13 protein-coding genes are annotated in these 14,138 nt (G+C 70.6%); 6 read left to right on the top strand and 7 right to left on the bottom strand.

The features are described 5' to 3' along the window. Positions 1–55 precede the first annotated feature (55 nt). Positions 56–1,693: an amidohydrolase family protein gene (locus tag ACFT2C_RS08405; RefSeq protein WP_377206583.1), complete on the bottom strand. Its 1,638-nt coding sequence runs from the start codon at positions 1,691–1,693 to the stop codon at positions 56–58. 168 nt (positions 1,694–1,861) lie between these two features. Between ACFT2C_RS08405 and ACFT2C_RS08400 the strand changes: the two genes are divergently transcribed. Continuing rightward, positions 1,862–3,349 carry a DUF5605 domain-containing protein gene (locus ACFT2C_RS08400; RefSeq protein WP_377206582.1) on the top strand — a complete coding sequence of 496 codons (1,488 nt, stop codon included), beginning with the start codon at positions 1,862–1,864 and terminating at the stop codon, positions 3,347–3,349. 130 nt (positions 3,350–3,479) lie between these two features. On the opposite strand, the gene ACFT2C_RS08395 is transcribed toward ACFT2C_RS08400, so the two are convergent. Continuing rightward, complete coding sequence (locus ACFT2C_RS08395) at positions 3,480–4,352, bottom strand: helix-turn-helix domain-containing protein (protein WP_377206581.1); 873 nt, start codon at positions 4,350–4,352, stop codon at positions 3,480–3,482. Positions 4,353–4,453: 101 nt separating this feature from the next. Here ACFT2C_RS08395 and ACFT2C_RS08390 point away from each other — a divergent pair, with 101 nt between their 5' ends. The 3 genes from ACFT2C_RS08390 to ACFT2C_RS08380 all read left to right on the top strand — a co-directional run bounded on the left by ACFT2C_RS08390 (position 4,454) and on the right by ACFT2C_RS08380 (position 9,138). Next, entirely contained in the window at positions 4,454–5,737 is a 1,284-nt protein-coding gene (locus ACFT2C_RS08390) for a multidrug effflux MFS transporter (protein WP_377206580.1), read from the top strand. Further along, positions 5,734–6,249: a cyclophilin-like fold protein gene (locus tag ACFT2C_RS08385; protein WP_377206579.1), complete on the top strand. Its 516-nt coding sequence runs from the start codon at positions 5,734–5,736 to the stop codon at positions 6,247–6,249. The genes ACFT2C_RS08390 and ACFT2C_RS08385 overlap by 4 nt, the downstream gene beginning before the upstream one ends. Positions 6,250–6,375: 126 nt before the next feature. Further along, positions 6,376–9,138: a beta-L-arabinofuranosidase domain-containing protein gene (locus ACFT2C_RS08380; RefSeq protein WP_377206578.1), complete on the top strand. Its 2,763-nt coding sequence runs from the start codon at positions 6,376–6,378 to the stop codon at positions 9,136–9,138. A 64-nt stretch (positions 9,139–9,202) separates the two neighbouring features. Here the strand turns inward: ACFT2C_RS08380 and ACFT2C_RS08375 are convergent, their stop codons facing one another. Next, positions 9,203–10,000 carry an SDR family NAD(P)-dependent oxidoreductase gene (locus tag ACFT2C_RS08375; RefSeq protein WP_377206577.1) on the bottom strand — a complete coding sequence of 266 codons (798 nt, stop codon included), beginning with the start codon at positions 9,998–10,000 and terminating at the stop codon, positions 9,203–9,205. A gap of 9 nt (positions 10,001–10,009) precedes the next feature. Here ACFT2C_RS08375 and ACFT2C_RS08370 point away from each other — a divergent pair, with 9 nt between their 5' ends. After that, complete coding sequence (locus tag ACFT2C_RS08370) at positions 10,010–10,462, top strand: TetR family transcriptional regulator C-terminal domain-containing protein (RefSeq protein WP_377206576.1); 453 nt, start codon at positions 10,010–10,012, stop codon at positions 10,460–10,462. A 44-nt stretch (positions 10,463–10,506) separates the two neighbouring features. On the opposite strand, the gene ACFT2C_RS08365 is transcribed toward ACFT2C_RS08370, so the two are convergent. The 3 genes from ACFT2C_RS08365 to ACFT2C_RS08355 all read right to left on the bottom strand — a co-directional run bounded on the left by ACFT2C_RS08365 (position 10,507) and on the right by ACFT2C_RS08355 (position 12,686). Next, positions 10,507–11,610 carry a Gfo/Idh/MocA family protein gene (locus ACFT2C_RS08365; protein ID WP_377206575.1) on the bottom strand — a complete coding sequence of 368 codons (1,104 nt, stop codon included), beginning with the start codon at positions 11,608–11,610 and terminating at the stop codon, positions 10,507–10,509. Further along, complete coding sequence (locus ACFT2C_RS08360) at positions 11,607–12,377, bottom strand: ThuA domain-containing protein (RefSeq protein ID WP_377206574.1); 771 nt, start codon at positions 12,375–12,377, stop codon at positions 11,607–11,609. The genes ACFT2C_RS08365 and ACFT2C_RS08360 overlap by 4 nt, the downstream gene beginning before the upstream one ends. Positions 12,378–12,560: 183 nt before the next feature. Continuing rightward, positions 12,561–12,686: a hypothetical protein gene (locus tag ACFT2C_RS08355; RefSeq protein WP_377206573.1), complete on the bottom strand. Its 126-nt coding sequence runs from the start codon at positions 12,684–12,686 to the stop codon at positions 12,561–12,563. 173 nt (positions 12,687–12,859) lie between these two features. Here ACFT2C_RS08355 and ACFT2C_RS08350 point away from each other — a divergent pair, with 173 nt between their 5' ends. Continuing rightward, complete coding sequence (locus ACFT2C_RS08350) at positions 12,860–13,453, top strand: DUF1990 family protein (protein ID WP_377206572.1); 594 nt, start codon at positions 12,860–12,862, stop codon at positions 13,451–13,453. Between the two features lie 74 nt (positions 13,454–13,527). On the opposite strand, the gene ACFT2C_RS08345 is transcribed toward ACFT2C_RS08350, so the two are convergent. Further along, complete coding sequence (locus ACFT2C_RS08345; protein WP_377206571.1) at positions 13,528–14,097, bottom strand: dihydrofolate reductase family protein; 570 nt, start codon at positions 14,095–14,097, stop codon at positions 13,528–13,530. Positions 14,098–14,138: the final 41 nt, after the last annotated feature.

Raw genomic sequence — 14,138 nt, 5'->3', positions numbered from 1 at the left:
GTTGACCACAGCAGTTTCTGCCAGAAAGCCGCGATCCTGGCAGGAACTGCTGTGATCAACGCACGCGCCCGGGGCCGTAGGCCTCGCTTCGGTGCCGCAGCGCACCACCCGGGCGGGCGGCGGTCCGCTCGCCGTTCTCGATCACCGGCGTCCCGCCCACCAGGACCCATGGGATGCCGGCAGCGGTCAGGCGGGGTTCGTCCGGCGTCGCGCGGTCGGCGACGGTCGCGGGGTCGAAGGCGACGACGTCGGCCACGTATCCCTCGGCGATCCGGCCACGGTCGGGCAGGCCGAGCCGGGCGGCGGGCCGCGCCGCGAGGTGCACGATCATCTCGGCGAGCGAGAGCACGCCCTCCTCGCGCACGTACCGGGCGAGGTAGCGCGGGAAGGTCCCCGACGCGCGCGGGTGCGGTTTCGCGCCGACGAGGATGCCGTCGCTCCCGCCCGTGTGGCGGCGATGGCGCATGATCTCGCGGACATTCTGCTCGTCGCCGACGTGCTGGAGGATGCTCGTGCCGAGCCGGTCCGCGAGCAGCAGGTCGAAGAACACCTCGGCCGGCGCACGCCCTTCGTCCACAGCGATGCGGGCCACCGTGCGGCCCACCTGGTCGCCGAGCGCGGCGTCGCGCACGCCCGCGATCTCGATGGTGTCCCAGTCGACGGGCACGCCGTGGCAGCCGTCGCTGCCGACCACCTCGACCTCGTGCGCGATCCAGGCGCGCTCCCCCGCGTCGCGCAGCCGCGCGAGCGTCCGCTCGGGGCCGCCGGTCGCCGCGCGGCTCGGCAGCAGCGCCGACAGCGTCGTCGAGCCCGGCAGGTAGGGATAGGAGTCGAGGGTGACGTCGACGCCGTCGGCGAGCGCCCCGTCGACCAGCGCGAGCAGCTCCCCCGCGCGTCCGCGGTTCTCCGGGAAGTTCATCGTCGCGTGGGTGAGGTGCAGCGCGCACCCGGCTCGCACGGCGACGTCGACCATCTCGGCGTAGGCCGCCAGCGCGCCCGCGCCGTAGGAGCGCTGGTGCGGAGCGTAGAAGCCGCCGTGCCGCGCGGCCACCTCGGCCAGCGCGACCAGCTCGTCGGTGTCGGCGAAGATGCCGGGCACGTAGGTCAGCCCGGACGACATGCCGAACGCACCCTCGCGCATGCCTTGGTCGACCTGGGCGCGCATCGCCGCGATCTCGGCCGGGGTGGCCCGCCGGTCGCCGGTGCCCACGACGTTCATCCGGATGGTCCCCTGCGGCAGCAGGTAGGCGACGTTCGTCGCGCTGCCGCGCCGGTCGACCTCCGCGAGGTACTCGGCGACGGACCGCCAGGCGAAGTCGACCCCGTCCGGGATCCCGTTCCAGCCCGCGATCTGCTCGCGCACGGTGGCCATCGTGTCGTCGGTGACGGGCGCGTAGGAGAGCCCGTCCTGCCCCACGACCTCGGTCGTCACGCCCTGGGTGACCTTGGCGAGGTGGGCGCCGTCGGCGAGGACCGCCAGGTCGGAGTGGGCGTGCATGTCGATGAAGCCGGGCGCGACGGCCAGCCCTTCGGCGTCGATCACCCGCGCGCCGGGCGCGTCGATCCGCCCGCCCACGCCGGCGATCCGGCCGTCGCGCACCAGCACGTCGCCGGTCACGGGCTCGCGTCCGCTGCCGTCGACGATCATGCCGCCGCGCAGGAGCAGGTCGCCGTCCGGGCTGTCGTCGCTCATCGGACCATCGTCGGTCATCGGGACGGCGTCACCGCGCAACTCTGAGCCGAATAGTCGAACGTAGGCCTGGTCGCCTGATGAGCGCTGAGAGAGCGACCAGGCCTACGTTCGGCGGCTGGCCCTGGTCTGGTCCTTGACCAGACCAGCTATTCAGGCGACCGTCGTCCAATGACTTACGAGGACGACACGATGACCCGGGGATCGGCGCGGTGCCGAGTACCGGAGCCGACGCCGCTGTGGGACGTGATCGAGCTGGAGCTGCACGGCCCGTCCCAGGGGAACCCGTTCGTCGACGTCGACCTCTGGGCGACGTTCACCCGCGGGGACCAGGTGGTCCGCGTCGGCGGGTTCTACGACGGCGACGGGGTCTACCGGGTGCGGATGCTCGCCGAGGAGCAGGGGACCTGGCACTTCACGACCGGCTCGACGGCACTCTCGCTGGACGGCGTCGAGGGGGACGTGGTCGTCGTGGCGGCACGGCCGCGCCACCACGGCCCCGTCCGGACCGACGGCTTCCACTTCCGCCATGCCGACGGCACACGCCACCGGCCCTGGGGGACGACGGCGTACGCCTGGACGCACCAGAGCCCCGCCCTGCAGGAGCAGACCCTGGCGACGCTCGCCGAGTCGCCCTTCACCAAGATCCGCATGTGCCTGCTGCCCAAGTCCTACACCTTCAATGCCGACGAGCCCGACCGGTTCCCGTTCCCCGCGACGAGCGACGGATTCGACCACACGCAGTTCGACGTGGAGTTCTACCGGAACCTCGAGACGCGCATCGGGCAGCTCGCGGCGCTCGGCATGCAGGCCGACCTGATCCTGTTCCACCCGTACGACCGGTGGGGCTTCGCCGACCTCGGCCCGACAGTCGACGACCGGCTGGTCGCCTACACGGTCCGGCGCCTGGCCGCGTTCTCCAACGTCTGGTGGTCGATGGCCAACGAGTACGACCTCATCGCGGGCAAGTCGATCGACGACTGGGAGCGGCTCGCCGGGCTCGTGGTGCGGGAGGATCCGCACGACCACCTGCTGTCGATCCACAACTGCATCGAGTTCTACGACCACACCCGCCCCTGGATCACGCACGCGTCCACCCAGCGCGTGGACGCCTACCGGACCGCGGAGAACACCGACCAGTGGCGCGAGCGCTGGGGCAAGCCGGTGGTGATCGACGAGTGCGGTTACGAGGGCGACGTCGAGCACGGCTGGGGCAACCTGACCGGCGAGGAGCTCATGCGCCGGTTCTGGGAGGGCGCAGTCCGCGGCGGGTACGTGGGCCACGGCGAGACCTACATCAACGACCGGGAAGAGCTCTGGTGGTCCAAGGGCGGCGAGCTGATCGGCACCAGCCCGGAGCGCGTGGCGTTCCTGGAGCGGGTGGTGGCCGAGTCGCCGACCGGCGTCCTGGACCCGTGCGCATCGGACTGGGACCTGCCCTGGGGCGGCGTTCCGGGCCGCTACCTCGTCGGATACCTCGGCTTCTCGCGCCCGCGGTACCGCACCGTCCACCTGCCGCCCGGAACGTTCCGCGTCGACGTGCTGGACACCTGGGGGATGACGGTCGAAGCGCTGCCTGGCACGCACACCGGACAGGTGCTGGTCCCGCTGCCGGGTAGGCAGTACATGGCGATCCGCCTGGTGCGGGTCGAGCCCTGATCCTGCCGGAAGCGCAGTCGCCCCACCGTGACCCGGGAGCGGCCTACGCAGTGTCGCCGCCGTCGGCCAGCAGGGTCAGGTCGGACGCCCGGCTCGGCCGGGCCGCTCAGGCCGGGCCGCGCCGCACGGCTCAGGCCGGGCCCGGCGCCTTCGCCTCGGCGGCCCAGGAGGCGAGGAGCTTCACCCGGTCGGCCGACGGCGACCCCGGTTCCGCCGTGTAGATCAGCAGCACATGGCCCGGCTCGGCGGTGATGGCGAGCTCCTCGTACGACAGCACGACCTCGCCGACGACGGGGTGATGGAACCGCTTGGTCCCGGCGCCGTGCGACCGCACGTCGTGCGCGGCCCAGAGCCCGCGGAAGACCTCGCTCCTCGTGGAGAGCTCGCCCACCAGGTCCTGCAGCCCCGTGTCGTGCGGGTTGCGGCCGGCCTCGGCGCGCATGACGGCCACGCACATCTCGGCGAACCGGTCCCAGTCGGGGTAGAACTCGCGGGACGCGGGGTCCAGGAACTGGAAGCGGGCGAGGTTCGGCGTCCGACCGCCGTCGCCGATCACCGGCGAGTAGAACGCGCGCCCCAGCGGGTTGACGGCCAGGACGTTCTGCCGCGCATCGCGGACCAGCGCGATCCCCTCCGTGATGGCCGCGAGCGCCCACTCGAGGCTCGGCCTGGGCCCGCCGGGCCTGGCCGCGGGACGGCGGAACCGGCCGGACGACGGGACGCCGTCCGCCGCGCGGGCGAGGTCGAGCAGGTGCGCGTGCTCCGTGTCGTCGAGCTGCAGCGCGCGGGCTATGGCGTCCAGCACCGAGGCGGAAGCCCCGCCTATCGCGCCGCGCTCCAGCTTCGTGTAGTACTCCACGCTCACTCCGGCGAGCAGCGCGACCTCGTTCCGCCGGAGCCCCGGCACCCGGCGGTTCAGCCCGGGCGGCAGCCCCGCCTGCGCCGGGGTGACCTTCGCCCGGCGCGACACGAGGAACTCACGCACCTCGGCTCGGTTGTCCATGCAAGCAGATTAAGCCGGGTCCGTGCGGCGAAGGAGTCTCTGCCGGTACACCCCTCGTCAGGGGCTCCCCCGGACCCGCGCGGACGGCGAGGCTGTTGAGCATGCCCGACTCCCCCGCCTCCGCCTCCGAGCCATCCCGGTTCAGCCGGTTCTTGCCCACCCTGCTGTTGCTGCTGACGGTGTTCGGGCCCATCTCCATGGACCTGTACCTGCCGGCGCTCCCGGCGCTGACCGCCGAGCTCGGCGCGGCGACGTCGGTCGCGCAGCTCACCGTGACCACCTGCCTGGTCGGCCTCGCCGTCGGGCAGCTCGTCGCGGGGCCGCTGTCCGACCGGTTCGGACGGCGCGGGATCCTGCTGGTCGGCGTCGTCGCGTACGTCGTGACGTCGGCGCTGTGCGCGGCCAGCCCCACCGTCGAGCTGCTGATCCTCGCTCGGCTCGTGCAGGGGCTGGCGGGCGGGGTGGGGATCGTGATCGCCCAGGCTGCCGGGCGGGACGTGTACTCCGGCGGGGCGCTGATCCGGTTCTACGGGCGGCTGACCGTGATCGGCGGGCTCGCCGCGATCGTCGGACCCCTGCTGGGCGGTCAGCTCAACACAGTCACGGACTGGCGCGGGCTGTTCGTGTTCCTCGCCGTCGTCGGCGCGGCGCTGCTGGTGACCGCCGCTGTCGGGTTCCCCGAGACGCTGCCCGCCGAGCGGCGGACCTCCGGCGGCTTCGCGCAGACCGGGCGCGACTTCCGGGTGCTGCTGTCCGACCGCGTGTTCCTGGGCGCGGTCCTGAACCAGGGCTTCATGTACGCGGCGCTGTTCGCGTACCTCTCGGGCGCGACCTTCGTGCTGCAGGGCATCTACGGGCTCTCCCCGCAGGGCTACGCGCTCGCGTTCGGCCTGAACTCGGCGGGGTTCATGCTCTTCGGGTACGTCGCGGGCCGCGCCGCCGAGCGCTGGAGCGTGCCGCGCACCCTCGGCGTCGGCATCGGCGTGGCGACGCTCGGCGCCCTCGGCCTGCTCGCGGCCGGGCTGACCGCCCTGCCGCTGTGGGTGGTGATCGTGTCGTTGCTGGCGCTGGCCAGCGGCGTCGCCGTCACCTCACCGCCCGCGACGACGCTCGCGCTGGTCGAGTACCCCCAGCTCGCGGGCACCGCGTCGTCGCTGCTCGGCATGGTCCGGTTCGGGTTCGGCGGCGTCACCGCGCCGCTGGTCGGCGTCGCGGGCGCGGCGTCGATGCTCCCGCTCGGCGTCGTCGCCACGGCCTCGATAGCGCTCGCGGCGGCCGCGTATCTCGTGCTGGCCGCGCGGCCGCGTCGGGTCGCGGCCGCGCCGACGTCCGACACAGCGCCGAGGCTCCACGCCATGTCCCCCGCCTCGAAAGGCTTCTCATGAGGCTCCCCACGATTCCCGTCCTGGCGGCGGCCGCGACGCTCGGCCTGTTGACGGCCTGCGCCTCAGCCGGCCCGACGGCCCAGCCCAGCGCGTCGGCGTCCGCCGCAGCGACGTCCCCCGTACCCGGGCCCGCCGCCGCGGACGACGTCGCGGGCACGATCGTCCGGTTCACCTCGGACGACGCACAGGTCGACGTCACCATCGGCGAGGACACCCCCGCCGTGCGCGACTTCCTGTCGATGCTGCCCCTGACGCTGGACGTCGAGGAGCTCAGCGGCCGGGAGAAGATCGCCTACCTACCGCGCGAGCTCGACATCGAGGGCACTCCCGGATCCGACCCGGAGGACGGCGACCTCATCTACTACACGCCGTGGGGCAACCTTGGCTTCTACTACAACGCCTCGGACATCGAGTACTCGGACCAGACGCTCCACCTCGGCACCTATGAAGCGTCGCCCGACGAGCTGGACCTGCTCGAAGGGCCGGGCGTCACCATCGAGATCGTCCCGTGACGGCACTGGCCCAACCGCCGTGTGAGCGCTAACATCCGGCATGGAGCTCGACGTTGCGCTCCCGCGTTCGTATCGGGACGCCAGCGGCGTATGAGGATCCGTTCCTGCCGCTCAACTGGAGGTTCGATGAAGAATCAGCAGTGCAACCCACCCTTGTCCGTCATGGCCGTGCGCCGGCGCACCGTGCTCCGCGGGGCCGCCATCGCCGGGGCAGCAGCCGCCGTCGGCCCGGCCCTCCTGTCGGCACCCACGGCGTCTGCGGTCGTCCCACCCGCGCGCGGCGAGGTTGGTGCCGCGGCGTCGGAGTTCACCCTGGGCCAGGTCCGGCTCACGGCCAGCCGCTGGATGGACAACCAGAACCGCACGCTGTCCTACCTGCGCTTCGTGGACGTCGACCGGCTGCTGTACAACTTCCGTGCCAACCACGGGCTGTCGACCGGCGGCGCCGCGGCGCTGAGCGGGTGGGAGGCGCCGGACTTCCCCTTCCGCACGCACAGCCAGGGCCACTTCCTGTCCGCGTGGGCGCAGGCGTGGGCAGTGCTCGGGGACACGGTGTGCCGCGACAAGGCCGCCTACATGGTTGCCGAGCTGGCCAAGTGTCAGGCGAACAACGCCGCCCGCGGCTTCGCCACGGGCTACCTGGCCGGCTTCCCCGAGTCGGACATCGACGTCGCGGAGACCGGCAACGGCAACGGCAACGTCCCGTACTACTCGCTGCACAAGACGCTCGCGGGCCTGCTCGACGTGTGGCGGTACATGGAGAACACGCAGGCACGCGACGTGCTCCTGCGGATGGCCGCCTGGGTCGACACTCGCACGGCGCGGCTGACGACCGCGCAGATGCAGACCACACTGAAGATCGAGTTCGGCGGCATGAACGCGGTGCTGGCGGACCTGCACTTCATGACGAACGACGCCCGCTGGCTGACCGTCGCTCAGCGGTTCGACCACGCAGCCGTGTTCGACCCCCTAGCGAACAACTCCGATCAGCTCGCGGGGCTGCACGCCAACACCCAGGTGCCCAAGTGGATCGGCGCCGCGCGCGAGTACAAGGCCACGGGCACCACGCGGTACCGGGACATCGCCCGCAACGCCTGGGCGATCACGGTCGGCGCGCACACGTACGCCATCGGGGGCAACAGCCAGGACGAGCACTTCCGGGCACCGAACGCGATCTCCACGTACCTGAGCGACGACGCCTGCGAGCAGTGCAACACGTACAACATGCTCAAGCTCACGCGCGAGCTGTGGTCGCTCGATCCGGAGAACGCGGGGTACTTCGACTTCTACGAGCGCGCCCTGCTCAACCACCTCATCGGCGCGCAGAACGCCGCCGACGCGCACGGTCACGTCACGTACTTCACCCCGCTGCAGCCCGGCGGACGGCGCGGCGTCGGCCCGAAGTGGGGCGGCGGCACGTGGAGCACCGACTACTCCACCTTCTGGTGCTGCCAGGGCACTGGCCTCGAGACCAACACGAAGCTCATGGACTCGATCTACTTCCGCTCGGGCACCACGCTCACGGTGAACCTGTTCATGCCGTCGGTCCTGACCTGGACCGAACGGGGTATCACGGTCACCCAGACGACGTCGTACCCGGTCAGCGACACCACCACGCTCACCGTGACCGGCTCGGTCAGCGGCTCGTGGGCCCTGCGTGTGCGCATCCCGGCGTGGGCGACCGGCGCGACGGTCGCCGTGAACGGCGTAGCGCAGTCCATCGCGACCACACCCGGCACGTACGCGACCCTGACTCGGTCCTGGACCTCGGGTGACACCGTCACGGTCCGGCTGCCCATGGCAGTGCGGGTCGAGTCGTCGAACGACAACCCGAACGTCGCCGCGATCTTCTACGGGCCGGTCGTCCTGGCCGGCAACTACGGCAGCACCACCCTGTCGAGCCCTCCGGCCCTGACGACCTCCTCGGTGACCCGCACCAGCACCAGCTCGCTCGCGTTCACTGCGACCGCGAACGGCGCCACCGTCGACCTCGGGCCGTTCCACGACGCGCACGGCTTCAACTACACGGTGTACTGGTCGGTCGGTGGCGCGACCGCCGCGGGCTCCCCCTTCCGGCTGTTCAACGTCGCGAGCGGCATGGTGCTCGGCATCACGAACGCGTCGACCGCGGACGGCGCCCTCGCGCTGCAGTGGGACGACAACGGCACGACGGACCACGACTGGGTGCCCGTCGTCTCGGGCACGGCCGTCAAGCTGCGCTGCATGAACAGCGGCAAGGTGCTCGGCGTCGAGAACATGTCCACGGTTGACGGCGCGCGCGTGCTGCAGTGGGGCGACACGGGCACCGCCGACCACCTCTGGACGATCCTCGACGACGGCGACGGCACGCACCGGGTGCGCAACAACCACACGGGCAAGCTCCTCGGGACCGCAAGCGGCTCGACGGCCCGGGGCGCCCAGGTCGTGATGGACCCGGACAACGGCTCGGCGGACAACCGGTGGCGGTTCGTCCCGACGGGCGCCCGGCGGATCCAGAACGTCAACAGCGGCCAGGTGCTCGGGGTGACGGGCATGTCCACCGCCGACGGCGCGCTCGTGATCCAGTGGGGCGACACGGGAACCGCCGACCACCTGTGGACCGCCGTGGTCGGCACCAACGGGTACTTCCGGCTGCGCAACCAGCACACGGGCAAGGTCCTCGCGGTCGAGTCCGGCGGCACGGCCAACGGCACCCGCGCCGTGCAGACGACCGACACCGGGGCCACGAGCCAGCAGTGGCGGCTCCGGTACACCTCCGGCGAGACGTTCCGCATCCAAGCCGCAGGCGGGCGCGTCCTCGGCGTCCTGAACATGTCGACCACTCAGGGCGCGCAGGTGCTCGTCTGGGACGACAACGGCACGAACGACCACCTCTGGCGCTTCGTGTGAGCCTGACCGTGAGGCCCCCGACCCCCAGGGTCGAGGGCCTCACGGCCGCCCAACAGCAGTCGCGCTATGCGCCGTATCCCCCGTCGATCCTCAGCACTGCGCCGGTGACGTAGGAGGCCTGCGGGCTGGCGAGGAAGACAACGCCTGCGGCGATCTCCTCCGGCCTGCCGTACCGCCCCATCGCCGTCGTCGGAAGGAACGTGGATGCGGCAGGGCCGTCGGCGGGGTTTCCTTCGGTGTCGACGAAACCGGGCTGGATCACGTTCACGGTGATGCCCCGGTGCGCCAGATCGCGTGCCGCGCCCCGGCTGTAGCCCTCGAGCGCCGACTTCGTGCCCGCGGAGTACGCCATCCCCCGGAATCCCACACGTGCTACCGCACCCGAGCTGATGCTGACGATCCGCCCGCCATCGGGCAGCAGCGGGAACGCCGTCCGGATCGCGGCCACCACGCTGGAGTAGTTGACGGCAAGCTGCCGCTCGATGGCGGCCTCGTCGTCGGTCTCGCTGTCGACCAGGGTGCCACCGACCGCGGCCGCGTTGTTGACAAGGATGTCCAGCTTTCCGAACTGCTCGACCACGCTGTGGATCAGGCCCACCGCCTGCGCCGCGTCCGCCTGGTCGGCCCGGAACGCCGCCGCGCGCACCCCCTTCGCCTCCAGGTCAGCGACCACGGCCTTGGCCTGAACCGCCGAGGACGAGTAGCTGATCGCGACGTCGGCTCCCTCGTCGGCCAGCGCCAGTGCCGTCGCCGCCCCGATCCCCCGCGACCCGCCAGTCACGATCGCCACCTTGTCGTCCAGCTTTCCCATGTACTTCCCGCTTCCCTGCTCGACGGAGTTCTTGACTGCGCGGTCCACCATATACGGATAATGGACCAAGCGGTCAAGAACCAGCTCTTCCTCCGGGCACTGCGCAGCTATCCCGACGAGAGCCATGACCAACTTCGGAAGGCCCTCGCCGACACGCCACGGGCTGTGGACGCGCTACGGATGCTCCTTGAGGCGCCGATCCACGCCGGCACGCTGCGCGGCTGCCTGATGGCCAACAGCACCTGCGAGCTCGGGAGCGCCGACCCGGAGGTCCTCGCACACGCCCGCCGCACATATGAGACGTCCACCGCACTGATCGCTGACTGCGTCGCCCGCACCCAGAGCGAGGGCGATCTGCCCGCCGAAACGGATCCGATCGCGCTGGCGCGGGCCCTCCTGGCCGCGCAACAAGGGATCGTGTTCATGGGCCGGACCGGGTTGGACACGGCCACACTCACCGCCACGGCACGATCACTTGCGGCTCAACTCCTGCCGGACCACATCGGCGACTGAACCTATCGACGGCGGCAGAGGGTTGCTTGCGGTGCGGGCCGGACCTACCGGCTCAAGGCGTCCCGGACCGACGGCCAGGATTTCAGGACCCCGAGGACCTCGGTGTTCCGCTCGGTCACGAGCGCGGCGTCGTACGACCGCTCGAGCACGTCGTCGATCGCAACCCTGCGCCCCTGCGCCGCGCTCTGGATCGCGGCCTCGACCATGGCGAGACTCATGACGTTGGCATGCACACGCCCCATCGGCTCAGTGCCGAAGCGGAGGGCGGCGGTGAACTCACGCAGAGATCCCGCGATCTCATGCCCTGGGTCTTCGACGTCTGCAACGGACGTCTCGGGGTCGCTGTCGGGTTCGCCGTCGCCGTCCCAGAGCACGGTGCCGCGCTCGGCGGAGATCCGCCAGGCGCCGTTCCAGGAGGTTTCGAAGCCAGGGCTGCACCACGAGCCGTTGAAGGTGAAGCGGGCGCCGCCCTCCATGGCGAAGACCGCGGTGGCGGCCGCGTCGCCGGCGTACCAGCTCCACGCTGGGTTGTACTCCTCGCAGGAGACGGAGACGGGGTCGGCGTCGAGCAGGAACCGGGCCATGTCGAACTGGTGGATCGCCATGTCCAGCAGCAGGGGACTGGCCATCTCGTCGCGGAACCCGCCGAAGTGCGGGGCCTTGAAAAGCTCGACCGCGACGACGCCGACGACGCCGAGCGCCGCCACCTGCCGTTTCACCTGGAAGAGCGACCGGTGATAGCGGCGGGACTGGCTGACCATGAACAACTGCCCGGTGTACTCGGCCGCGGCCGCGAGCGAAAGCCCTTCGGCCACACTTGCGGCGACCGGCTTCTCCCCCAGGACCGGAATCCCGGCCAGCAGCGCGGCGGTCGTGACCGAGTGGTGCGCTTCGGGAATGGTGGCGTTGAGGATCGCGTCCGCACCGGTACGGCGAGCGAGTTCGACGGCGTCGTCCCCGACCGCGAGACCAGGGATGCCGGTCTCGGCGGCGGCCGATTCGGCCGCTGCCGAGGACAGGTCGGCGATACCTACGAGCTCGGTACCGGGGTCCGCCTGGATCGCGCGGGTCCAAGCCCGGCCCATGCCGCCGGCGCCGACCACGACGAGGCGCAGGGGCCCTTCGGTCTCGATGGTCCGGAAGGTCATCGCTCGAACGCCCCTCGGTAACCCTGGCCGTTGAAGAAGTCGTCGGTGTCGTAGCGCAGGAGCGTCGGCGTCTCGCGCTCCCGGTCGGGCCGGGCCCATTCGATGCCGTTGGCGATCACGTGGTTCACGTCCCGCTGGTGGTAGACGGGAAAGTCCTGGTCGCCGGGGCTGAAGTAGAAGATGCGGCCGAACCCGCGGCGGTAGGTCATGCCGCTGCGGAAGACCTCGCCGCCGCTGAAGCCGCTGATGAAGACCAGCTCGTCGGGGGTCGGCACGTCGAAGTACTCGCCGTACATCTCCTGCTCGGGGATGACGATCGGGTTGGGGATGCCGCGGGCGATGGGGTGCTGCGGGTTCACGGTCCACACCAGTTCGCGGTCGTGCTCGCTGCGCCAGCGCAGTGTGCAAGTGGTGCCCATGAGCTTCACGAAGATCTTGGACCAGTGTCCGGAATGGAGCACGATGAGGCCCATACCGGCCAGGACATGGCGGTGGACTCGCTCGACCACTTCGTCAGCGACGTCGCCATGGGCAGCGTGTCCCCACCAGACGAGCACGTCGGTCTCATCCAGCACATCGGAGGTCAGCCCGTGCTCGGGCTCGTCGAGGGTGGTCGTGGCGATGCGGGCCTTGTCCCCGAGCCATTCGCCGACGCCTTTGGCGATCGCGCCGTGCATGCCGTCCGGGTAGCGCTCGGCGACGGACGACTCGACCTGCTCGTGCCGGTTCTCGCCCCACACAAGGACCCGAATCGGTTCGTTTGACATGTCTGCTTCCTCCAGTTTTCTAAACTCGGCCCACGGCACCAGGTAGACCGTTCCTGGGCTGCCCACCGAACTTGGTGGCGAGGCCCGCCAATCGAAGCAGTCCGGACAGGCCAAGACCAAGAGTATTGCCGGGTCACAGACCTAATCCGTGCGGTCGCTGGAGCCCGCATCCTGTGGCAGCCGTCAGATGTAGGTCCAGTTCGGCAGCGTCGAGCCCTTCGGTAGCTGCGGTGCTCCTGGGCCGTAGACCCAGTTGACGTCGGCAGGTCCGGAGAGGGCGCGCATCGGCCACGGCATCTCGTCCCGCATGGCACGTCCGAGAGCGTTCGACGAGAAGCAGGTACTGGACGCCGTACGGGATCAGTTCTGGGATGCCGGTGACGCCGCGACCTCGCTGGAACTCGAACGACGCCGGCCGTTCTCCAGGCGAGCGTGAGCCCTCATCCCCCGCAGTGAAGTCGCGGTGCGGCAGGATGTGCGGCGTGGACGGAACCGCGGAGGACGACGGCAGCAAGGATGACGTGCCGCCGCTCTCGAAGCACCACCTCGGCGGACGAGCCCGCAACTACGGCGTCGCGGGCGGCACGGCGCCTGCTGCTGTGCAATGGCTGCCGCCCGGCGGATGGCGCGCCTACGAACGCACAGTTCGGCTGGGCTCCGGAACCGACCTCTGGAATGCAGCTTCGACGGCGGTCCTCTCCTGGGGCATCAAGACCCGCAGCGGGTTCACAGTCGACCCGCCGCTCGAGTCAGGGCGCACCGCACATGAAGAGGAGCGCTACTGGCTCGTCGCACGAATCGGTCTCGTCCGCGTGCGCGAGCCTGTCGAGATCGTCGCGACGATCGCAACCCACGACCGGGCCGCACTCGCTTACGGCACGCTGGAGGGCCACCCGGTCTCAGGCGAGGAAGCATTCATCGTCCACCGGGACGACGACGGGAACGTGAGCCTCACGCTGCGCTCCCTCACGCGCGCCGGCCGCGGCCTATGGCGTGGACTCTTTCCACTGATCTTGATCGCCCAGCGCGCCTATCGGCGCCGGTACCTCCGCGCGCTCCGCGGCGGTGGCCAATAAGCAACCTCACTCGACGAGACCCCGAGCCGTCGTTCCGTCGCGAGGGAGCGGCCAACGTGCTAGGACAAATCACGTCAAGCCGTAGCTCGCGTGGGCCGGTATCGCAGGGCGACCGCCCCCGACCGGAACTCATGGCGGTCCACGAGCTCGAGCTGGATGCGCTCGCGCAGACCGGCGAGCAACGTCGGCCCGTGTCCGGCAATAACCGGCTGCACAACGAACTCGTACTCGTCGATCAGTCCCAGATCTGCCAACGCCAGGGGGAGCGTCACGCCACCCACCCACAGGCCCTCGCCTGGCTGCTGCTTGAGCCGCTGAACCGCTGGCCCCAAGTCGCCTCGCACCAGCTCGGCATTCCAATCGACCCTGCTCAGCGTGCTCGACACGACGTGCTTCTTCGCCCGGTCGATGGTCTCGGCGAACGGGATCTCCCACTCACCCATCCAGTCGGGCCACGGGCCCGTGGCCGGCTGCCGCCATGCCGACTCCATCATCTCGTAGGTCACGCGGCCGAAGAGCAGGGCATCGGCTCGCTCCATCTCAGCGGTCCAGTAGCGCATCGACTCCTCGTCCGGGGGGAGCCCTGCCTCGTGATGGCAGCAGCCGTCGAGTGTGACGTTGATCGAGTATCGGAGTGGTCTCATCTAGTTGCTCTCCCTTGATGCGCGCCCGCGTTCACCGGACC

The sequence above is a fragment of the Promicromonospora sp. NPDC057138 genome (genome assembly GCF_042670845.1).
Taxonomy (GTDB): domain Bacteria; phylum Actinomycetota; class Actinomycetes; order Actinomycetales; family Cellulomonadaceae; genus Promicromonospora.
The sequence above is the reverse complement of the archived record's forward strand: the minus strand, read 5'-3'. Positions and strand labels throughout refer to the sequence as shown.